Annotated in this window: 21 protein-coding genes and 1 pseudogene; 12 read left to right on the forward strand and 10 right to left on the reverse strand. The window is 69.8% G+C overall.

Going from position 1 to position 20919, the window contains the following annotated elements:
• Positions 1-12 precede the first annotated feature (12 nt).
• The 3 genes and pseudogenes from AC5Y7V_RS09010 (at position 13) to AC5Y7V_RS09020 (ending at position 2883) form a co-directional block, all read left to right on the forward strand.
• On the forward strand, positions 13-819 hold the full coding sequence (locus AC5Y7V_RS09010; RefSeq protein ID WP_499879708.1) for an enoyl-CoA hydratase/isomerase family protein: 807 nt from the start codon (positions 13-15) through the stop codon (positions 817-819).
• Positions 820-938: 119 nt separating this feature from the next.
• A pseudogene (locus AC5Y7V_RS09015) lies at positions 939-1574 on the forward strand (DUF3000 domain-containing protein).
• A gap of 1 nt (position 1575) precedes the next feature.
• Positions 1576-2883, forward strand: coding sequence for an HRDC domain-containing protein (locus AC5Y7V_RS09020; protein WP_499879709.1), 1308 nt, complete (start codon positions 1576-1578; stop codon positions 2881-2883).
• On the opposite strand, the gene dxs is transcribed toward AC5Y7V_RS09020, so the two are convergent.
• On the reverse strand, positions 2880-4793 hold the full coding sequence (gene dxs / locus AC5Y7V_RS09025) for a 1-deoxy-D-xylulose-5-phosphate synthase (RefSeq protein ID WP_499879710.1): 1914 nt from the start codon (positions 4791-4793) through the stop codon (positions 2880-2882). The genes AC5Y7V_RS09020 and dxs overlap by 4 nt on opposite strands.
• Positions 4794-4845: 52 nt before the next feature.
• On the opposite strand from dxs, the gene AC5Y7V_RS09030 reads away from it, so the two are divergent.
• On the forward strand, positions 4846-5289 hold the full coding sequence (locus AC5Y7V_RS09030) for a CBS domain-containing protein (protein ID WP_499879711.1): 444 nt from the start codon (positions 4846-4848) through the stop codon (positions 5287-5289).
• A gap of 24 nt (positions 5290-5313) precedes the next feature.
• Complete coding sequence (locus AC5Y7V_RS09035; RefSeq protein ID WP_499879712.1) at positions 5314-6603, forward strand: ArsB/NhaD family transporter; 1290 nt, start codon at positions 5314-5316, stop codon at positions 6601-6603.
• A gap of 86 nt (positions 6604-6689) precedes the next feature.
• Here AC5Y7V_RS09035 and AC5Y7V_RS09040 read toward each other — a convergent pair whose 3' ends face one another.
• Both AC5Y7V_RS09040 and AC5Y7V_RS09045 read right to left on the reverse strand, forming a co-directional pair.
• On the reverse strand, positions 6690-7913 hold the full coding sequence (locus AC5Y7V_RS09040) for a class I SAM-dependent RNA methyltransferase (RefSeq protein ID WP_499880156.1): 1224 nt from the start codon (positions 7911-7913) through the stop codon (positions 6690-6692).
• Positions 7910-9904, reverse strand: a complete 1995-nt coding sequence (locus AC5Y7V_RS09045) for an APC family permease (protein WP_499879713.1) — start codon at positions 9902-9904, stop codon at positions 7910-7912. Before AC5Y7V_RS09045 ends, AC5Y7V_RS09040 begins: the two co-directional genes overlap by 4 nt.
• A gap of 90 nt (positions 9905-9994) precedes the next feature.
• Here AC5Y7V_RS09045 and AC5Y7V_RS09050 point away from each other — a divergent pair, with 90 nt between their 5' ends.
• Together AC5Y7V_RS09050 and AC5Y7V_RS09055 are read left to right on the forward strand one after the other, a co-directional pair.
• A complete protein-coding gene (locus tag AC5Y7V_RS09050; RefSeq protein ID WP_499879714.1) occupies positions 9995-10678 on the forward strand; it encodes a potassium channel family protein in 684 nt (227 codons plus the stop codon).
• On the forward strand, positions 10675-11349 hold the full coding sequence (locus AC5Y7V_RS09055) for a potassium channel family protein (protein WP_499879715.1): 675 nt from the start codon (positions 10675-10677) through the stop codon (positions 11347-11349). Before AC5Y7V_RS09050 ends, AC5Y7V_RS09055 begins: the two co-directional genes overlap by 4 nt.
• Here the strand turns inward: AC5Y7V_RS09055 and AC5Y7V_RS09060 are convergent.
• Together AC5Y7V_RS09060 and AC5Y7V_RS09065 are read right to left on the reverse strand one after the other, a co-directional pair.
• A complete protein-coding gene (locus tag AC5Y7V_RS09060) occupies positions 11346-11984 on the reverse strand; it encodes a DUF3159 domain-containing protein (RefSeq protein WP_499879716.1) in 639 nt (212 codons plus the stop codon). The two genes, AC5Y7V_RS09055 and AC5Y7V_RS09060, sit on opposite strands and share 4 nt — an antisense overlap.
• Entirely contained in the window at positions 11981-12349 is a 369-nt protein-coding gene (locus AC5Y7V_RS09065) for an OB-fold nucleic acid binding domain-containing protein (RefSeq protein WP_499879717.1), read from the reverse strand. Before AC5Y7V_RS09065 ends, AC5Y7V_RS09060 begins: the two co-directional genes overlap by 4 nt.
• Positions 12350-12484: 135 nt before the next feature.
• Here AC5Y7V_RS09065 and AC5Y7V_RS09070 point away from each other — a divergent pair, with 135 nt between their 5' ends.
• Complete coding sequence (locus AC5Y7V_RS09070) at positions 12485-13183, forward strand: alpha/beta hydrolase (RefSeq protein ID WP_499879718.1); 699 nt, start codon at positions 12485-12487, stop codon at positions 13181-13183.
• On the opposite strand, the gene AC5Y7V_RS09075 is transcribed toward AC5Y7V_RS09070, so the two are convergent.
• Both AC5Y7V_RS09075 and dut read right to left on the reverse strand, forming a co-directional pair.
• Positions 13184-13897, reverse strand: a complete 714-nt coding sequence (locus AC5Y7V_RS09075) for a DUF3710 domain-containing protein (protein ID WP_499879719.1) — start codon at positions 13895-13897, stop codon at positions 13184-13186. It lies immediately after the preceding gene.
• A complete protein-coding gene (gene dut, locus AC5Y7V_RS09080; protein ID WP_499879720.1) occupies positions 13897-14361 on the reverse strand; it encodes a dUTP diphosphatase in 465 nt (154 codons plus the stop codon). Before dut ends, AC5Y7V_RS09075 begins: the two co-directional genes overlap by 1 nt.
• A gap of 25 nt (positions 14362-14386) precedes the next feature.
• Between dut and AC5Y7V_RS09085 the strand changes: the two genes are divergently transcribed.
• Positions 14387-14872 carry a DUF3093 domain-containing protein gene (locus tag AC5Y7V_RS09085; RefSeq protein WP_499879721.1) on the forward strand — a complete coding sequence of 162 codons (486 nt, stop codon included), beginning with the start codon at positions 14387-14389 and terminating at the stop codon, positions 14870-14872.
• Between the two features lie 4 nt (positions 14873-14876).
• Here the strand turns inward: AC5Y7V_RS09085 and AC5Y7V_RS09090 are convergent, their stop codons facing one another.
• Positions 14877-15179: a DUF4193 domain-containing protein gene (locus AC5Y7V_RS09090; RefSeq protein WP_003919098.1), complete on the reverse strand. Its 303-nt coding sequence runs from the start codon at positions 15177-15179 to the stop codon at positions 14877-14879.
• 171 nt (positions 15180-15350) lie between these two features.
• Here AC5Y7V_RS09090 and cei point away from each other — a divergent pair, with 171 nt between their 5' ends.
• Entirely contained in the window at positions 15351-16001 is a 651-nt protein-coding gene (gene cei, locus AC5Y7V_RS09095) for an envelope integrity protein Cei (protein ID WP_499879722.1), read from the forward strand.
• A gap of 5 nt (positions 16002-16006) precedes the next feature.
• Here cei and AC5Y7V_RS09100 read toward each other — a convergent pair whose 3' ends face one another.
• Complete coding sequence (locus AC5Y7V_RS09100; RefSeq protein ID WP_499879723.1) at positions 16007-16885, reverse strand: inositol monophosphatase family protein; 879 nt, start codon at positions 16883-16885, stop codon at positions 16007-16009.
• A 101-nt stretch (positions 16886-16986) separates the two neighbouring features.
• On the opposite strand from AC5Y7V_RS09100, the gene ppgK reads away from it, so the two are divergent.
• On the forward strand, positions 16987-17793 hold the full coding sequence (ppgK, locus tag AC5Y7V_RS09105; protein ID WP_499879724.1) for a polyphosphate--glucose phosphotransferase: 807 nt from the start codon (positions 16987-16989) through the stop codon (positions 17791-17793).
• Positions 17794-17971: 178 nt separating this feature from the next.
• A complete protein-coding gene (locus tag AC5Y7V_RS09110) occupies positions 17972-19525 on the forward strand; it encodes an RNA polymerase sigma factor (RefSeq protein WP_499879725.1) in 1554 nt (517 codons plus the stop codon).
• A 45-nt stretch (positions 19526-19570) separates the two neighbouring features.
• Here AC5Y7V_RS09110 and lipY read toward each other — a convergent pair whose 3' ends face one another.
• Positions 19571-20881 carry a triacylglycerol lipase LipY gene (gene lipY, locus AC5Y7V_RS09115; protein ID WP_499879726.1) on the reverse strand — a complete coding sequence of 437 codons (1311 nt, stop codon included), beginning with the start codon at positions 20879-20881 and terminating at the stop codon, positions 19571-19573.
• Positions 20882-20919 lie beyond the last annotated feature (38 nt).

Genomic DNA, 20919 nt, shown 5'->3' on the forward strand with positions numbered 1-20919 from the left:
AACATCACGCCAATGCCGATCAGTTACGACGAGTTCCCCAGCCTGCGCTGCGAACCCAGCGAGAGCGGCGTGCTGACCCTGGTTCTCGACGCGCCGGGGCTGAATTCGGTCGGGCCCCAGATGCACCGCGACCTGGCCGACATCTGGCCGGTGATCGACCGCGACCCCGCCGTGCGCGTCGTGCTGGTCCGCGGCGAGGGCCGGGCGTTCTCCTCCGGCGGCAGCTTCGACCTGATCGACGAGACCATGAACGACTACCAGGGCCGGATCCGCATCATGCGCGAGGCCCGCGACATGGTGCTCAACATGGTCAACTTCGACAAGCCGGTGGTCTCGGCGATCCGCGGACCGGCCGTCGGCGCGGGGCTGGTGGTCGCGCTGTTGGCCGACATCTCGGTGGCGGGCCGGACCGCCAAGCTCATCGACGGGCACACCAAGCTCGGGGTGGCCGCCGGCGACCACGCCGCGATCTGCTGGCCGCTGCTGGTCGGCATGGCCAAGGCCAAGTACTACCTGCTGACCTGCGAAACGTTGCTCGGCGAGGAGGCCGAGCGCATCGGCCTGGTCTCCACCTGCGTCGACGACGACGACGTCCTGGCCACCGCGACCCGCCTGGCCGAGGACCTGGCCCGCGGCGCGCAAGACGCGATCCGCTGGACCAAGCACAGCCTCAACCACTGGTATCGCATGTTCGCGCCCGCCTTCGAAACGTCGCTTGGCCTGGAATTCCTCAGCTTCAGCGGCCCCGACGTCCGGGAGGGCCTCGCCGCGCACCGGGAGAAGCGCCCGGCCCGCTTCAGCGGGGGAACGACGCCCTGATCAGGCACGACGTCCTTGAAGGGGCCCCGAAAACGCCTGGTAACGGCTTGGTCGCGACGGGCGCGAAACTCGGCGCGCCTGTTTTCCCGTGTCGGGTGATGGGTCTAGCGTCGAACGCTGTGACCCGCGTCCGCGACGATGCGGAGCGGGAGCGACGAGGAGGAGCGGCGCCGTTGACCTCGACTGAACCGGCCCCATTCCGCGAGGCGGTCGCGGCGATGAACGGTGTCACCGTGCGTCCGGAGATCGAGCTGGGCCCGATCCGCCCGCCGCAGCGCCTGGCGCCCTACAGCTACGCCCTGGGCGCCGAGGTCAAGCACCCCGACCTCGAGATCGTCCCGGAGCGGTCCGAGGGCGACGCGTTCGGCCGGCTGATCCTGCTCTACGACCCGGACGGCGCCGACGCGTGGGACGGGACGATCCGGCTGGTCGCCTACATCCAGGCCGACCTGGATCCCAGCGAGGCCGTCGATCCGCTGCTGCCCGAGGTGGCGTGGAGTTGGCTGGTCGACGCGCTGGAGTCGCGCCTCGAGCACACCACGGCCCTGGGCGGCACCGTCACCGCCACCACGTCGGTGCGCTACGGCGACATCTCCGGACCGCCGCGGGCCCACCAGCTGGAGCTGCGGGCATCGTGGACGGCGACGACCCCCGCCGTCGGGGCCCACGTCGAGGCGTTCTGCGAGGTGCTCGAGCACGCCGCGGGCCTGCCGCCGTCCGGAGTCACCGACCTGAGCTCCCGGTCACGCGCCTGACATGGGGGAACCGGGGGCCCCCGGGCCCGACAGCAGCGCGCCCGAAAGCACCCCACCCGAAGCCACCCCGCTACTGCGCCCGGTCGAGGGGGTTCCCGATCTCGCGGTCAGCGTCCGGCAGATCGAGGCGGCGGCGCGACTGCTGGACCGCGGACGCGGACCGTTCGCGGTCGACGCCGAGCGGGCGTCGGGCTTCCGCTACTCCAACCGGGCCTACCTGATCCAGATCCGGCGTGCGGGAGCCGGCACCGTGCTCATCGACCCGGTCAGCCACGGCGGCGACCCGCTGACCGCGCTGCGGCCGGTCGCCGAGGTGCTGGGCACCGACGAGTGGATCCTGCACTCCGCGGATCAGGACCTGCCGTGCCTGGCCGAGGTGGGCATGCGGCCGCCGGCGCTCTACGACACCGAGCTCGCGGGCCGGCTGGCCGGCTTCGACCGGGTGAACCTGGCGACCATGGTGGAGCGGCTGCTGGGTGTCGGGCTGACCAAGGGCCATGGCGCGGCCGACTGGTCCAAGCGACCGCTGCCCGGCGAGTGGCTCAACTACGCGGCCCTGGACGTGGAGTTGCTGATCGAGCTGCGCGCGGCGATCTCGGGTGTGCTCGGCGAGCAGGGCAAAACCGGTTGGGCCGCAGAGGAATTCGACTACCTGCGAGAGGTTGGTGCCCGGGACGCCGCGCCGGTGGTGAAGCGGGACCGCTGGCGGCGAACGTCGGGCATCCATCGGGTGCGCGACCGGCGGGGCCTGGCGGCGGTCCGCGAACTGTGGACGGCGCGCGACCGCATCGCCCAGCGTCGCGACATCGCGCCGCGGCGCGTGCTGCCGGATTCGGCCATCATCGACGCGGCCCTCGCCAACCCGAAGACCGTCGAGGACCTCGTCGCGTTGCCGGTGTTCGGTGGACGCAACCAGCGCCGCAGCGCCGAGGTCTGGCTGGCGGCGCTGGAGGCGGCCCGGCAGACCCAGGACCCGCCCGACGAGGCCGAGGCGCCCAACGGCCCGCCGCCGCCGTCGCGGTGGAGCCGGCGCAAGCCGGAGGCCGCCGCGCGACTGGAGGCGGCCCGGGCCGCGCTGGGTGAAGTGTCGGAGCGGGTGCACGTCCCCACGGAAAACCTGGTCGCGCCCGACCTGGTGCGACGGCTGTGCTGGGACTGGGAAACCCTCAGGCAGGGATTGCCCGGCCCGGACGAGGCGGTCGACGCGTTCCTGCTCGCCGGGCAGGCGCGGGCGTGGCAGCGACAACTCGTCGACCCGGTGCTGGCAAGGGCGTTGCAGCCGGCGGAGGAAGCCGACTCCGGCGACTAGTCGAGATGCTCCCGTATCTCGGCCTCGGTGACGGCGGCGCCCAGCGCCGCGACCCAGCCGGTGATGCGACGGGCGATGTCCTGGTCGGTCAGCCCGAAATCGGCGAGCACCTCGCCGCGCGAGGCGTGCTCGTAGAACCGTTGCGGCAGCCCGACGTCGCGGCAGGGCGTGTCGATCTCCGCGCGGCGCAGCGCGGCCGACACCGCTGATCCCACGCCGCCGTTGACGCCGTTGTCCTCGCACGTGACGACCAGCTTGTGCTGCGCCGCCAACTCGACGACGCCGTCGGACACCGGCAGCACCCAGCGCGGGTCGATCACCGTCACGCCGATGCCCTGGTTGTGCAGCCGCTTGGCCACCTGCAACGCCATCGGCACGAAGGCGCCGACGCCGACGAGCAGCACGTCGTGGTTCAACCCGTCGGCGGGCACCGCGAGCACGTCCACCCCCGAGCGCCGCTCGAGCGCCGGAATGTCTTCGCCCACATCGCCTTTGGGGAAGCGGAGGGCCGTCGGGCCGTCGTCGATGTCGAGGGCCTCGCCCAGTTCCTCGCGCAGCCGGGTCGCGTCGCGCGGCGCGGCCACCCGCATGCCCGGCACGATGTTCAGCATCGACAGGTCCCACATGCCGTTGTGGCTGGCGCCGTCGGAACCGGTGATCCCGGCGCGGTCGAGCACCATCGTCACGGGCAGCTTGTGCAGCGCCACGTCCATCATGATCTGGTCGAAGGCGCGGTTGAGGAACGTCGAGTAGATGGCCACCACCGGGTGCATGCCACCCATCGCCAGGCCGGCCGCCGACGTCATGGCGTGCTGCTCGGCGATGCCGACGTCGAACAGGCGATCCGGGAACTGCTGGCCGAACGCCGTCAGCCCGGTGGGGCCGGGCATCGCCGCGGTGATCGCCACGATGTCGCGGCGTTTGCGGGCGTAGCCGATGAGGGCGTCGGAGAAGGTCGCCGTCCAGCCCGGGCCGGCGATCTTGGTGGCCTGCCCGGTGGCGGGGTCGATCACGCCGCAGGAGTGCATCTGCTCGGCCTCGTCGTCCTCGGCCGGCGCGTACCCCATGCCCTTGCGGGTGACGACGTGCACGATCACCGGGCGCCCGAAGCCGCGGGCGTGGCGCAGCGCCGCCTCGACGGCGCGTTCGTCGTGGCCGTCGACCGGGCCGACGTACTTCAGTCCCAGATCGGTGAACATCAGCTGCGGCGACAGCGAATCCTTGATGCCGGCCTTGACGCTGTGCATGAAGCGGTAGGCGATCTTGCCGAACAGCGGCATGGAGCGCACGACGTCGCGGCCCTTTTCCAGCACCTGCTCGTAGGCGGGCTGCAGCCGCAGCGAAGCCAGGTGGTCGGCGACGCCGCCGATGGTGGGCGCGTAGCTGCGGCCGTTGTCGTTGACGACGATGATCACCGGGCGGTGCGAGGCGGCGATGTTGTTCAGCGCCTCCCAGCACATGCCGCCGGTGAGCGCGCCGTCGCCGACGACGGCCACCACGTGCCGGTTGCGGTGCCCGCTCAGCTCGAACGCCTTGGCCAGGCCGTCGGCGTACGACAGCGCGGCGCTGGCGTGGCTGGACTCGACCCAGTCGTGTTCGCTCTCGGCGCGCGACGGATACCCCGACAGGCCGCCCTTTTTGCGCAGGCCCTCGAAGTCGTGGGCGCGCCCGGTCAGCATCTTGTGCACGTAGGCCTGGTGGCCGGTGTCGAAGATGATCGGGTCGTGCGGCGAGTCGAACACGCGGTGCAGCGCCAGCGTCAGCTCGACGACGCCGAGGTTGGGCCCGAGATGCCCCCCGGTCGCAGCGACCTTGTGGATCAGGAACTCGCGAATCTCGGCTGCCAGATCGCGGAGCTGCTGTTGGGAGAGGTACTGCAGATCAGCGGGCCCGCGGATCTGTTCCAGCATTCCGTAAGTCTACGCAGGCACGGCCGAATCACTACCCGACTATTGTTTGCCTATGCGCGCCGAGGAACTCGCCGAGGACTTCCCGGTCGTGACGGTCGACTCCGACGCCCTCGACGCCGCCCGCCTGCTCGCCGAGCACAGGCTGCCCGGAATCGTCGTCACCGACGCGTCCGGCAAGCCCTCCGCGGTTTTGCCGGCCTCCCAGGTGGTGCGGTTCATCGTCCCGAAATACGTGCAGGACGACCCGTCGCTGGCCGGCGTGCTCAACGAGTCCATGGCCGACCGGGCCGCGGACAAGCTGGGCGGAAAGACGGTCGGGGACATGCTGCCCGATCACCTGACCAACGTGCCGTGGGCGCACGCGGACGACACGATCATCGAGGTGGCCGCGGTGATGGCCCGGCTGCGCAGCCCGCTGATCGCCGTGGTCAAAGACCAGGCATTGGTCGGCGTCATCACCGCATCGCGCCTATTGGCCGCCGCTCTCAAACACTAAAGCCTTGAGCACACAGGACATTCGATGAGCGTCGTCGCGGTCGTCGTGTTCGTCGTCGCCTACGCGCTGATCGCCAGCGACCGCGTCAACAAGACGCTGGTCGCGCTCACCGGCGCCGCGATCGTCGTCGCGATGCCGATCATCAACTCCGACGACGTCTTCTACTCCCACGAGACCGGAATCGACTGGGACGTAATCTTTTTGCTGCTGGGCATGATGATCATCGTCAGCGTGTTGCGGCAAACCGGTGTGTTCGAGTACGTCGCGATCTGGTCCGCCAAGCGGGCCCGCGGCTCCCCGCTGCGGGTCATGATCCTGCTGGTGCTCGTGACCGCGATCGCGTCGGCCCTGCTCGACAACGTCACAACGGTGCTGCTGATCGCACCGGTGACCCTGCTGGTGTGTGACCGGCTGGCGATCAACGCGGCGCCGTTTTTGATGGCCGAGGCGTTCGCGTCGAACATCGGCGGCACGGCGACCTTGATTGGCGACCCGCCGAACATCATCATCGCCAGCAAGGCCGGCCTGAGCTTCAACGACTTCCTGATCCACCTCGCGCCGATCGTGATCATCGTGATGGCCGTCCTGATCGCGTTGCTGCCGCGGCTGTTTCGCGGTTCGTTCGCCGTCGACCCCGAGCGGGTCGCCGACGTCATGTCGCTGGAAGAGAAGGAGGCGATTCGCGATCGCCGGCTGCTCATCGCCTGCGGGGTGGTGTTGGTGGCGGTGTTCGCGGGGTTCATCGGCCATTCGGCACTGCACATGGAACCGTCCATCGTCGCGCTGCTGGGCGCCGGGATCCTGATCGTGGTGTCGCGGCTGGAACATTCCGATTACCTGTCCAGCGTCGAGTGGGAAACGCTGCTGTTCTTCGCCGGCCTGTTCGTCATGGTCGGCGCGCTGGTGAAGACGGGCGTGGTCAAGCAGCTGGCGCACCTGGCGATCACCGCGACCGGCGGAAACACCCTGTTGGCCACCATGGTGATTCTGGTTGCGTCGCTGATCATCAGCGGGGTCGTCAACAACGTTCCGTACGCCGCGACGATGGCCCCCATCGTCGCCGGCCTGGTGCCGGCTCTCGGGGACCACGTCAACCCCGGGGTGTTGTGGTGGGCGCTCGCGATCGGCACCGATTTCGGCGGCAACCTGACCGCCGTCGGCGCCAGCGCCAACGTCGTCGTGCTCGGGATCGCCGCGCGCGGCGACAACCCCATCTCGTTTTGGGAATTCACCCGCAAGGGCGCGGTCGTCACGGCGATCTCGGCCGCGCTGTCCGGGCTTTACCTGTGGCTGCGGTATTTCGTGCTGGCCTGAGCCCGGGGGATTTCGCCGAGACTGCGTCCAGATCGCCCGAAACCCCCCAGGGCACGCTCTGAGGCAGTCTCGACGCGGAAACAAACTCAAAGCGTCAGCAGCGCCACGCTCTCGGTGTGGTGGGTCAGCGGGAACGCGTCGAACACCCTGATCTGCTCGACGGCATAGCCGTGGCCGCGGTAGAGGCCGACGTCGCGCGCGAAAGACGCTGCCTCGCAGCCGATGTGGACGACGCGCGGGACCCCGGCCGCGGCCAGCAGGTCGATGATCTCGCGCCCGGCGCCGGCCCGCGGCGGATCCAGCACCGCGACGTCCGCCCTCGAGCCCCGCTGCGCCGTCTCTAACGCCCGGCGGACCGAGTCGGTGACGACGTCGACCTGCGGCAGGTCGGCCAGCGCGGTTCGCGCGGCCCGCGTCGCCGAGCGCGAGGTGTCGACGGTCATGACGCGCCCCGACTCCCCCACCGCGTCGGCGAGCGTCGCCGCGAACACGCCGGCCCCGCCGTAGAGGTCCCAGACGGTCATGCCGGCGGCGGGCTGCGCCCAGTCCGCGATCAGGCCGCTGTAGACCTCGGCCGCGTCCCGGTGCGCCTGCCAGAACGCGGTGACCGGCACCCGCCAGGTGCGCCCGCCCACCCGCTGCACCGCCTCGTAGCCGCCCTCCGCCACGGCGGTGGCGGTTTGCCCGCCCTGCCGCAGGGTGCGCACCACGTGGCGCTGGCCGTCGTCGTCGACCGCCACGTGCAGCTGCGCGCCGGCGGGCCAATCGGCCCCGGAGGAATCCTGAGCCAGCCCGTCCAGCATTCCCGGCGGCAGCTGCGCGCAGCTCAGGTCGGACACCAGCTCGTCGCTGTGGTACCGGTGGAAGCCGGGCCGGCCATCCGCGCCCACGTCCAGCCGGACCCGGGTGCGCCAACCGCCGGGCCCACAGTCCGACAGCGCCTCGGCGCCCCCGTCCGCGCCGCTCCACTGGTGACCGCCCAGCCGCTGCAACTGGTTGGCCACCACGTGCGCCTTGAGCGCGCGGGCCGCCGCCGGCGCGGCGAACGCCAGGTCGCAGCAGCCCGCGCCGCCCACACCGGCGATGGGGCACATCGACTCGACCCGATCGGCCGACGGCTCGATCACCTCGACAACCTCTGCGTGCCAATAGGATCCGCGCTCGGCGGTGACGCGCGCCCGCACCCGTTCGCCGGGCAGCGCGTAGCGGACGAACACCACCCGGCCCTCGTGATGCGCCACGCAGCTGCCCCCGTTGGCCGGGGCGCCGGTCACCAGCGTCAGTGTGTTGGGCTTCAACGCAGTGCTCAGTCGAAGATTCCGCGTCGGGCGTCGCCGGGTGCCGCGTGCGGCTGGAGGGCCTTGAGCCGCTCCGACGAATTCAATTGCCACGGAACGGAGGTCACCATCACGTTGGGCATGAACAGCAACCTGCCCTTGAGCCGCAGCGCGCTCTGGTTGTGCAGCACCTGCTCCCACCAGTGGCCCACCACGTACTCGGGGATGAACACCGTCACCACGGTGCGCGGCGAGTCCTTGCTGATCCGTTTGACGTAATCGAGTATCGGGCGGGTGATTTCACGGTAGGGCGAGGCGATGACCTTGAGCGGCACATTGATATCGCTTTCCTCCCACCTGTGCACCAGGTCGCGGGTTTCCGCGTCGTCGACGCTGACCGTCAGGGCCTCGAGCGTGTCCGGGCGGGTGGCGCGCGCGTAGGCCAGCGCGCGCAGCGTCGGCAGGTGCAGCTTGGACACCAGCACCAGGGCATGGTTGCGGCTGGGCAGGACGACGTCGTGCTGGGCGGCCTCTTGCTCCTCCAGCTCCCGGCCGACGGTGTGGTAGTGCTTGCGGATCAGCTTCATGATGATGAAGAGCAAACTCATCGCGAAGAGCGCGATCCACGCTCCGGCGAGGAACTTGGTGACCAGGACGACGAGCAATACCGCACCGGTGCAAAGCAAGCCGACCGTGTTCACCACCCGCGAGCGCATCATCTTGCGCCGCGCCCGGGGATCGGTCTCGGTGCGCAGCAACCGGGTCCAGTGCCGGACCATGCCGATCTGGCTCAGGGTGAACGAGATGAACACCCCGACGATGTACAGCTGGATCAGCGCGGTGACCTCGCCGCGGAACGCGATGATCGCCAGCAGCGCCGCCGCCGACAGGAACAGGATGCCGTTGGAGAACGCCAATCGGTCGCCGCGCGTGTGCAATTGGCGCGGCAGGTAGCTGTGCTGCGCCAGAATCGAACCCAGCACCGGGAACCCGTTGAACGCGGTGTTGGCCGCCAGCACCAGGATCAGCGCGGTGACGGTGGCGATCAGCAGGAAGCCGATGTGAAAGCTGCCGAACACGGTCTCGGCCAGCTGCGTGACCAACGTCTTCTGGTAGTAGTTCGCCGGCGCACCGCTCAATTGCGTCGCAGGATCATCGACGAGCTTGACCCCGATCTTCTCGGCCAGCACGATGATGCCCATCAGCAGCGTCACGGCGATGCCGCCCAGCATCAGCAGGGTCGTGGCGGCGTTGCGCGACTTGGGTTTCTGAAACGCCGGCACCCCGTTGCTGATCGCCTCGACACCGGTCAGCGCCGCGCACCCCGAGGAGAATGACCGGGCCACCAGGAAGGCCAGCGCCAAGCCGACGACCTGGCCGTGCTCGGCGTGCATCTCGAAACCGGCGGACTCGGCGCGCAGCGGGTTGCCCAGCACGAAGATCCGGAACAAACCCCAGCCGATCATGGCGAGGACCCCGACGATGAACGCGTAGGTGGGGATGGCGAACGCCAGCCCGGACTCACGGACCCCACGCAGGTTCAGGGCCATCACCAGCAGGATGGCGGCCACGCAGAACGACACTTTGTGCTGCGCCACGACCGGGATCGCCGAGCCGATGTTCGACATCGCCGACGCCGTCGAAACGGCAACGGTGAGAACGTAATCCACCATCAGGGCGCTGGCCACGACGAGGCCGGCGGTGTCGCCCAGGTTGGTGGTGACCACCTCGTAGTCGCCGCCGCCCGAGGGGTAGGCGTGCACGTTCTGCCGGTAGCTGGCCACCACGACCAGCATCACCGCCGCCACGGCCAGACCGATCCAGGGCGTCAGCGCGTAGGCGGTGACCCCGGCCACCGAGAGCATCAGGAAGACTTCCTCGGGGGCGTAGGCCACCGAGGACAGCGCGTCGGAGGCGAACACCGGCAAGGCGATCCGCTTGGGCAGCAGTGTGTGACTCAGCCGGTCGCTGCGAAACGGCCGGCCGATGAGCAACCGGCGCGCAGCGGTCGAAAGTTTGGACACGAGAGCCAAGAGTAAGCCCACCCGAGCTTGCTAGCGTTTCGTAGGCAACAATGTTCTCCGACGGGCGGGACCCAGCCGAGAGGACCTTAAGTGCGTGTGGTTGTGATGGGTTGCGGCAGGGTGGGCTCTTCGCTGGCCGACGGCCTGTCCCGGATCGGCCACGACGTGGCGGTGATCGACCGCGACAGCACCGCGTTCAACCGGCTCAGCCCCGAGTTCGCGGGCGAGCGGGTACTGGGCCAGGGCTTCGACCGCGACGTGCTGCTGAGCGCGGGCGTCGAGGGGGCCGACGCGTTCGCCGCTGTGTCCTCCGGGGACAACTCCAACATCATCTCGGCCCGGCTGGCCCGGGAGACGTTCGGCGTCCAGCGCGTCGTCGCCCGCATCTACGACGCCAAGCGCGCCGAGGTCTACGAGCGCCTCGGCATCCCGACGATCGCCACCGTGCCCTGGACCACCGACCGCCTGCTCCACCTGATCACCCGGGAAGGCGAAATGACCAAGTGGCGCGATCCGACCGGCACGGTCGCGGTGGCCGAGGTCGAGTTGCATGAGGACTGGGTGGGGCACCGGGCCACCGAGTTGGAGCAGGCCACCGGCGGGCGGGTCGCGTTCTTGATCCGATTCGGCACCGGGGTGTTGCCCGAGCCGAAGACGGTCATCCAGGCCGGCGATCAGGTTTACCTCGCGGCGATTTCGGGTCGCGCCGCCGAGGCGGTGGCCATCGCGGCGCTGCCCCCCAGTGAGGACCTCGACGCGGGAGGCCACAAATGAAAGTGGCCGTCGCCGGAGCGGGCGCGGTAGGCCGGTCGGTCACCCGCGAACTGTTGGAGAACAACCACGAGGTGACGCTGATCGAACGCAATCCCGAGCACGTCGACGTCGACGCGATCCCCGCCGCGCACTGGCGCCTCGGCGACGCCTGCGAACTGAGCCTGCTGCAGTCGGTGCACCTGGAGGATTTCGACGTCGTCGTCGCCGCGACCGGCGACGACAAGGTCAACGTGGTGCTGTCGCTGTTGGCCAAGACGGAGTTCGCCGTGCCGCGGGTGGTGGCCCGGGTCAACGACCCGCGCAACGAATGGCTGTTCACCGACGCCTGGGGCGTGGACGTGGCGGTGTCCACGCCGCGGATGCTGGCGTCGCTGATCGAGGAGGCTGTGGCCGTCGGTGATCTGGTGCGGCTCATGGAATTCCGCCGGGGCCAGGCCAACCTGGTCGAGATCACCCTGCCCGACGACACGCCGTGGGGCGGCAAGCCGGTGCGCCGGCTGCAGCTGCCCCGTGACGTCGCGCTGGTGACGATCCTGCGCGGCCCGCGGGTGATCGTGCCGGAGGCCGACGAGCCGCTCGAGGGCGGCGACGAGCTGCTCTTCGTCGCGGTCACCGAGGCCGAGGAGGAGCTGCAGAAGCTGCTGCTGCCGGAAGCGGCGCCGGGCGACTAGTCGGCCAGGGTTTCCGCGGTGTCGGCTTGCTCAGGGGCCGGCAGGGCGCGCTGCGCGGCCTTGATCGCTGCGTACGTCGCCAGCGCGGCCAGCACCGTCAGCGGCCAGCCCATCGCGATCCGCGCCACCCCCAGCCAACCGGTCTGGTCGGCGTCGTAGAGCAGCCGCTGGACGACAAAGCGCGCCGCGAACACCAGGGTCCAGCACAGCGTGGCGATGTCGAACGCGTATACGGCCCGCGACACGGCGCGCCAGCCCCGGTCACGGCCGGTGGCCCAGCTCCACGCGTAGCCGACCAGCGGCCGGCGGATCAGGACCGAGCCGGCGAAAGCGACCGCCCACAACAGCGACATCCAGATGCCCAGCAGGAAATAGCCCTTGGACTGCCCCACCAGGTAGGCGATCAGCGCGCCGATGGCGACGCCGAAGAACCCCGAAATCGCCGGCTGGGTCGATTCCCGCCGGATCAGCCGCCATCCCAACACCAGCGCCGCCACCCCGAGCGCGGACGCGATGGCGGCCAGCAAGCCGGAAAGGCTGGACACCGCCACGAAGACGACCACCGGCAGCGACGAGTAGATGACGCCGCTCACCCCGCCGATCTGGTCCAGCAAGCGTTCGCTGGAAAGGGTCACCGCTGAATTTCGTAGTGCGGGTTGTAGATGGCCTTGGTCCCGTTCTCGAGCTTGCCCAGCCGGCCCCGCACCCGAAGGGTGCGGCCGGAGTCGATGCCGGGGATGCGGCGTTGCCCCAGCCACACCAGTGCGACCGTGTCGGTGCCGTCGAACAGTTCCGCGCGGACCCCGCCGGAACAACCCTTGCCGTTCGTTTCCACGCTGCGCAACGTGCCGATCATGGTGACCTCCTGGCCACGCTCGCAATCGATCGCACGCTGCGCGCCGGCGCTGTCGACTTCGCCCGACAGCTCTTCGGAGTCACGTTGTTCCGGGTCCTCCGTCAATCGACGGGTGAGCCGGCGCAGATACCCTTGGGCCCCCATGGCCCCTCCTGACAGTGGTGATAAAGCCTCGGCGCTTCTCTATGCCAACGGACACCGTAGACCTCTTGGTTCCCCGGTGCCAACAGAACGAAACGTGATGTTGGACGCTTCGTGACGGCCGGGCAATATCGAAGGGTGACTGTCGATCTGCGCGGTGTCGCGACGGTGTTGTTGCCCGGAACCGGCTCCGACGACGACTACGTCTACCGGGCGTTTTCCGGCCCGTTGCGCGAGGTCGGCGCCACGCTGGTGGCCCCGCCGCCGCGCCCGGACGGGTTGGTCGAGGGCTACCTCGCCGCGCTGGACGACGCCGCGCGCGACGGCCCGATCGGCGTCGGCGGTGTCTCGATCGGCGCCGCCGTGGCGACCGCGTGGGCGCTGGCCCATCCCGGGCGCACGGTCGCCGTGCTAGCGGCGCTGCCGGCATGGGCGGGCGCCCCGGGCGACGCGCCGGCGGCGCTGGCGGCGCGGCATTCGGCGGGGCAGCTGCGGGCCGACGGTTTGGCGGTGACGACGGCGCAGATGCGGGCGTCGAGCCCACCTTGGTTGGCCGACGAGCTCACCCGGTCCTGGCGCGCCCAATGGCCGCAATTGCCCGACGCCATGGACGAGGCGGCGGCCTACGTCGCGCCCAGTTGCGCCGAGCTGGCCCGGCTGGCCGCGCCGCTGGCGGTGGCCGCGGCGGTCGACGACCCGATCCACCCGCTGCAGGTCGCCGTGGAGTGGGTGGCCGCGGCGCCGCGCGCGGCGCTGCGGACCGTGACGCTGGATCAGATGGGCACGGACACCGCCGCGCTGGGCGCCGCGTGCCTGGCCGCGCTGGCCAGCCTGTAGTCAGCCGCCGGTCGTCGTGCGCAGTTGCTGCATCGCCGAGCCCTCGGCGCTACGGCGCGCGGCCGGCTCGTCGGACGGCTGCGGCTGCTCCTGGGCCTGCTGCTGCTGCGCCGCCGCGGCCGCCCGCAGCTGTTCGGCCATCGGCTCGGGCAGTTGCACGGGCAACGGCGTCCGCACCGGCAGCGGTGTGTCGCCGCGGCGAACGACGGTGTCCGCCAACGCCGTTCGCGCCTCCAGCTCCAGCGCTTCCATGGTCTCGTGCGAACCGTTGACGACGCAGCGGATCATCCAGCGGTAGCCGTCGACCCCGATGAAGCGCACCACGCCCGAGGCGGTGCCGACCACCTCGCGGCCCCACGGGCCGTCCTTGATGCTGACCTTCGCCGAGTCCTTGCGCAGCGACTCGGCCAGCTCACCGGCCACCTCGCGCCACAGCCCGCCCGTCTTGGGGGCCGCGTAGGCGGCGATCGTGAACCGGCCGTTGGCCGTGACCACCCACACCGCGCTGGGCACGCCGGTCTCGGTCAGCTCGACCTGCAGCTGGCCGGCCTCCGGCATCGGAATGAGCACCGAACCCAGGTCGAGGCGGGCCAGCTCGGCAACCGCGGGGTCGTCGAAGTCGTCGATGTCGAACGGGCCCTCGAGCTCTTCCTCGAACTGTTCGTCCACCGGCTCGGCTGCCGACTCGTCGTTGTCTGATTTTCTAGCTGCCATCACAAACTCGCATGTCCGCCGGAGGAACCGTGACCACCATCGCCACGGGATGTTTCGGCCAGCCCGGCCTCGTCGAACGACGACACCTCGACCAGCTCGACCAATTCGACCCGCTGCACCAGCAATTGGGCGATCCGGTCGCCGCGGTGCACCACGATCGGCTCGGCCGGGTCGAGATTGATCAGCGCGACCTTGATCTCGCCGCGATAGCCGGCGTCGATGGTACCCGGGCTGTTGACGATCGAAAGCCCAACCCGCGCAGCCAATCCCGAGCGCGGGTGCACCAAGCCGACCATCCCGAACGGAATGGCGACCGCGACGCCCGTTCGCACCAGCGCGCGCTGCCCGGGTTCGAGCTTGACGTCTTCCGCGCTGTACAGGTCGACCCCGGCGTCGCCGTGGTGGGCGCGGCTGGGCAGCGGAAGCTCGGGGTCAAGGCGGACGATGGCCAGACTGTTCGACACGGGGCCACAGACTACCCTTGACCGCGTGTCTGCCACGCGCGTCGCGCCGCACGGTGTGCGATATCGCGAACGACTTTGGGTGCCATGGTGGTGGTGGCCGCTGGCGTTCGGGCTGGCGGCGCTGATCGCGTTCGAAGTCAACCTCGGGGTTCGCTCCCTGCCCGACTGGCTGCCGTACGCAACGCTGTTCGTGGTCGCGGCCGGGACCCTGCTGTGGCTGGGCCGGGTCGAGATCCGCGTCACCGCGGACCCCGCCGCCCCGGGCGGCGTCGAGCTGTGGGCCGGCGAGGCGCACCTTCCGGTCACCGTGATCGCCCGCTCCGCGCAGATCGCCCCCGCGGCGAAGTCGGCCGCCCTCGGCCGGCAACTCGACCCGGCGGCGTTCGTGCTGCACCGGGCATGGATCGGCCCGATGGTTCTGGTGGTCCTCGATGACCCAGACGATCCGACGCCGTACTGGCTGGTGAGCTGCCGTCACCCGGAGCGGGTGCTGTCGGCATTGCGTAGCTGACCTATCAGGCTGCGCAGTCGGTACAGATCATCACGCCGTTCTTCTCGCTGGCGAGACGGCTGCGGTGTTGAACCAGAAAGCAGCTCGAGCAGGTGAACTCGTCGGCCTGCTTCGGAATGACGCGTACGGACAGCTCCTCACCCGACAGGTCGGCGCCGGGAAGCTCGAAAGACTCGGCGGATTCGGATTCGTCGACGTCGACCACGGCCGAGGCCGCCTCGTTCCGTCGCGCTTTGAGCTCCTCCAGCGAATCTTCCGAAACGTCGTCCGTCTCGGTCCGCCTCGGAGCGTCATAGTCGGTAGGCATCGTCTCGTCCCCTCGCAGCCCTCTCGTACCTCAAGCAACGCTTTGTACCAGCGTCGAACGCATCCACCAAACGATTCGTGCCCGTATCACGTGCCATTAACGTGTGATTTACGTCACAACCCCGGATTGACCCTTGTCTTGAGTCCTAAACGGTGCAGTTAGAGTTCCCCTGTGGTCGCGCAAATCACCGAGGGTACCGCTTTTGACAAGCATGGACGGCCCTTTCGGCGCCGCAACCCCCGGCCCGCCATCGTCGTCGTGGCGCTGCTGGTGGTGGCCACCGCCGTGGTCTGGACGGTGGCCCTGACGCGGCCGGCGAAGGTGCACGAGGCCGTGGTGTGCAACCCGCCGCCGCAGCCGCCCGGGTCGGCGGCGCCCCAACTCGGGGAGCAGGTGTCCCGCAGCGCGATGGCCGACGTCAACCCGGCCAAGCTCGCCGACACCAAGGTCCGCGTCCTGAACGCCAGCGGCCGCGGCGGGCAGGCCGGTGACGTCGCCGGCGCGATGAAGGACCTGGGCTTCGCCCAGCCGACCGCCGCCAACGACCCCCTCTACGCCGGCACCCGGCTCAACTGCGTGGGCCAGATCCGCTTCGGCACCGCCGGACAGGCCAGCGCGGCCGCGGTGTGGCTGGTGGCGCCGTGCGCAGAGCTGTTCAACGACAACCGCGCCGACGACTCCGTCGACCTGTCCCTGGGCACCGAGTTCGGCGCGCTGGCCCACAACGACAACATCGACGCGGTGCTGGCCGGCCTGCGCCCCGGCGCCACCGAGCCGTCGGATCCCGCACTGCTGCAAAAGATTCACGCCAGCAGCTGCTGAACCCCTCAGTCCGGCAGCGGCGCCAGGCCGCCGCAACGGTCCAGCGCGGCCAGCAGCTCGTCGGCGATGCCGGGCGCGGCGGCCACCACCAGTGCCTCCGCGCCATTCGGCTCCGGCACCACGACGCGGGCGCCCGCCTCGGCCGCGATCAGCGCGCCCGCCGCGCGGTCCCACACCTGCAGCCCGTGCTCGTAGAAGGCGTCCAGCCGGCCCGCCGCGACCATGCACAAGTCCAGCGCCGCCGAACCGATGCGGCGCACGTCGCGCACCGCCGGCAAAATGTGCGCCAGTAACGCCGCCTGGCTCGCCCGGCGCCGCCGCGAATAGCCAAACCCGGTACCCAGCAACGCCATCGACAACTCGTCGACGGCGGAGCAGCGCAGCGGGCGCGTCTCGCCGCCGTCGGTGACGTGCGCGCCAAGGCCGGTCGCCGCGGAGTAGACGCGCCCGGCGACGACGTCGGCGACCGCCCCCGCAACCGACACGCCGTCGATCTGCGCGCCCACCGACACCGCGTAGGCGGGGATGCCGTAGACGAAATTCACTGTGCCGTCGATGGGATCGAGCACCCAGGTGACCGCCTCGGGCGGCGTGGCAGCCGCGGGCCCGCCGCCCTCCTCCCCCAGGATCGGGTCGCCGGGCCGCAGCTGCGCCAACCGGTCCCGCAGCAGCCGCTCGGCCTCGGTGTCGACGACGGTCACCGGATCGGTCGGGGTGGTCTTCGACCGCACCGCGCCGCGGCCCGCGCCGGACCCGCCGGACACCGCCGGCCCGAACACCTCGGCGCGCCGGCGGCGCACGAACTCGGCGGCCTCGGCGGCCAACTTCTCCGCCACCGAACGCAGCTGCCCGGGCTCGGCCCGCTCGTCATTGCCTCGCGTCACCCAGCCATCGCATCACAGACGCCACGGCCGCGCAGACCCCCAGCGGGCGCATCGGTGGAGCTAAGGTGATCGGACAGGCCAAGTCTCGCCGAGGAGTTTCGATGACCAGCACCGACTCGATCACGGGCGCGCCACCCGACGCGGCCACCGGCAAGCCGCAGCGCCGCGGCTTCGGCGTCGACGTCGGCGGCAGCGGCATCAAGGGCGGCATCGTCGACATGGACACCGGGCTGCTGATCGGCGAACGCATCAAGGTGCTGACCCCGCAACCGGCGACGCCGCCGGCGGTCGCCAAGGCCATCGCCGAGGTCGTCAACGGGTTCGGCTGGACCGGCCCCCTGGGGGTGACCTATCCCGGCGTCGTCACCCACGGCGTCGTCCAGACGGCGGCCAACGTGGACAAGTCGTGGATCGGCACCAACGCGCGGGACATCATCAGCGCCGAGCTGAACGGCCTGGACGTCACGATCCTCAACGACGCCGACGCCGCGGGGCTGGCCGAGCAGCACTACGGGGCGGGCCGCGACAAGGCCGGCGTGGTCGTGTTGCTGACCTTCGGCACGGGTATCGGGTCGGCGCTCATCCACAACGGGATCCTGATTCCCAACACCGAGTTCGGCCACCTCGAGGTCGGCGGCAAGGAGGCCGAGCAGCGGGCCGCGTCGTCGGTCAAGGAGCGCAACGGCTGGAGCTACGAAAAGTGGACCCAGCAGGTCACACGGGTGCTGGTGGCCATCGAGAACGCGATCTGGCCGGACTTGTTCATCGCGGGCGGCGGCATCAGCCGCAAGGCCGACAAATGGCTGCCGCTGCTGCAAAATCGCACCCCGGTAGTGGCCGCCGCCCTGCAGAACACCGCCGGCATCGTGGGCGCGGCGATGGCCTCGACCTCGGACGTGACGCACTGAATTTTGCCCGGTAGGCCGGTGGGAGCGCGCGCTGTCGTTACAATGGTGCTCGGCGACCGCCCGACTGAAAGCGTGCGAGCACTCACGCTGATCTCCAACGCCGACATTCGACATAGCAGACACTTTCGGTTAACCATGCCCAGACCCACCGAAAGTGCGTCCGACCGAAGGGGTGTAAGTGGCAGCGACCAAGGCAAGCCCGGCGACCGATGAGCCGGTGAAACGCACCGCCACGAAGTCTCCGTCGTCCCCCGCCAAGCGATCGCCGGCGAAGGCCGCCAATGGCGCCGCCGCCCCGGCGAAGCGGCCCGCCAAGGCCGCGCCACGGGCCACCAAGTCCACCCGGGGGCACGAGGACGAAGCGCCCGCCGAGGCCCCCAAGAAAGCCCGCTCGGCGGCCAAGGGCGCCAAGGCGCCGTCGGGCCGCGGCACGAAGGCGGCGTCCAAGGCCGGCCCGGAGGCCGACGAGCTCGACGCCGACGGCGCGCAGGTTGAGGTCGAGGATCTCGACGCCGAACCGGATCTCGAGGTAGAGCCCGGCGAGGACCTGGACATCGACGCCGAGGACCTCAATCTCGACGACCTCGAGGTCGACGAAGCCGCCGACGGCGAAGACGCGGAGCTCGAGGCGGACGACACCGAGGAGGGCGAGGAGGCGGCGGCCGCGCCCGCCGCGAAGACCAAGGCCGCCCCGGCCGAGGAGGAGGAGATCGCCGAGCCGTCCGAAAAGGACAAGGCTTCCGGCGATTTCGTGTGGGACGAGGACGAATCCGAGGCGCTGCGGCAGGCCCGCAAGGACGCCGAACTCACCGCGTCCGCGGACTCCGTACGCGCCTACCTCAAGCAGATCGGCAAGGTGGCGCTGCTCAACGCGGAGGAAGAGGTCGAGCTCGCGAAGCGGATCGAGGCCGGCCTGTACGCCACGCAGCTGATGACCGAGCACGCCGAGCGCGGCGACAAGCTGCCCGCAGCCCAGCGCCGCGACATGATGTGGATCTGCCGCGACGGCGACCGCGCGAAAAACCATCTGCTGGAAGCGAACCTGCGCCTGGTGGTGTCGCTGGCCAAGCGCTACACGGGCCGCGGGATGGCGTTCCTCGACCTCATCCAGGAAGGCAACCTGGGCCTCATCCGCGCGGTCGAGAAGTTCGACTACACAAAGGGATACAAGTTCTCCACCTACGCCACCTGGTGGATCCGCCAGGCGATCACCCGGGCGATGGCCGACCAGGCGCGCACCATCCGCATCCCGGTCCACATGGTCGAGGTGATCAACAAGCTGGGTCGCATCCAGCGCGAGCTGCTTCAGGACCTGGGCCGCGAACCCACGCCCGAAGAGCTGGCCAAGGAGATGGACATCACGCCCGAGAAGGTGCTGGAGATCCAGCAATACGCGCGCGAGCCGATCTCGCTGGACCAGACCATCGGCGACGAGGGCGACAGCCAGCTCGGCGACTTCATCGAGGACAGCGAGGCCGTGGTGGCCGTCGACGCGGTGTCGTTCACGCTGCTGCAGGACCAGCTGCAGTCGGTGCTGGAGACGCTGTCCGAGCGCGAAGCCGGCGTAGTACGGCTGCGGTTCGGGCTCACCGACGGCCAGCCGCGCACCCTGGACGAGATCGGGCAGGTTTACGGCGTGACCCGCGAGCGCATCCGCCAGATCGAGTCCAAGACCATGTCAAAGTTGCGCCACCCCAGCCGTTCTCAGGTCTTGCGCGACTACCTCGACTGAGCGACACCCCCATCAGCTGCGAGATCCGGTCCACCAGCGCGTCCTTTACGCACCGAGTTCCTGGTAGACCTGCGGGAAGTAGCGCAGCCCGTCCGGGGACAGGAACAGCCAATCGTGGAATACGCCGTTGACCAGCGAGAAGCTGAGCGGGGCACCCTGGATCACGGCTTGCTGCTGCATGATCAGCACGTCGGGTGCGATCGGGTCCAGCGACCCCGCGTAGACGTAGGTCGGGGGAAGTCCCTGCAGCGACCCGTATAACGGACTCACCATCGGGTCGGTGACGGACAGGCCGCCCGCCCACGCCTTGGCGATCTGTTGCCCAGACGCGATACTCGCCGGGCCACCCGGGAAGGGCGAGTTGACGAGACCGAGGGCCGGATTGGTCCAGGTCAAATCGGGCGCGGGCGACAGCAGCACCATCGACCCCGGGACGGTCTCGTTGTGAGCCACCAGGTACTCGACAGCGGCCAGGCCGATGTTGCCACCCGCCGAGTCCCCGAGCACGCTGACGTGGGAGGCCCCGTGCGCGGCGATCTGAGATTCGATCAGACCCGCCACCTTGGGCACCACCACCCCGGCGGTCCCGCCCTGCTGCACCAACGGATAGATCGGCACCTCGATGGTCGCCCCGGTCTGATACGCCATCACCGAGTAGCCGATCCAATGGGTGATCAACGGGGGCCAGACGAACGCACCGCCGTGGATGGCCACCACGTAGTTGCCGTCCGGGTGGGCCGGGGCGATCTGCACCACCGGCATCCCCTGGTACGTGGTCTGGGTGACCGTCTCCCCCAGCGCCCACGTCAGCAGCTTGGGCGGGCTGTTGCTAAAGATCGGGGAGAGCAGCCCGCTCGAGAAGAAGTTCTGCACCTGGGAATTCAGCGTTCCGAGCTGGGGCCAGAACCCCGTTACGTTTAACAGAGCGTTGATCGGCCGCAGCACCAGCTCGCTCTCCAACCGGCCGAGCAGCGACGGGGTGCCGGCGAACGTCGGATTCTTCCCGGCCGGGACCGGCGTGACGGGTGATGCGGCCAAGAGACCAGAAATAAGCGTGTCGGCCAACGCCGGAAGATTCGCGGCTTCCGCGTTGGCATAAGCTCCTGCACTCGCGGTCAACACCTGCCGGAACTCGGCCTGAAACGCGGCCGCTACAGCGTTAAGCGCCTGATATTTCTGGCCGTGGGCGGAAAACAGCGCCGCAATCGCCGCCGATACCTCATCGCCGGCTGCAGCCAACACCTGCGTCGTTGAGGTCGCCGCCGCCGCATGGGCTGCGCTGAGCGACGATTCCAAACCGGCCAATTCCACTGCCGTCGCCGTCATCGTCTCCGGCGACGCGATCACAAAGGACATGTCTACCCACTCCAATAGCAGCAATAAGGACAACAGTC

The organism is Mycobacterium sp. NGS34, assembly GCF_059812845.1.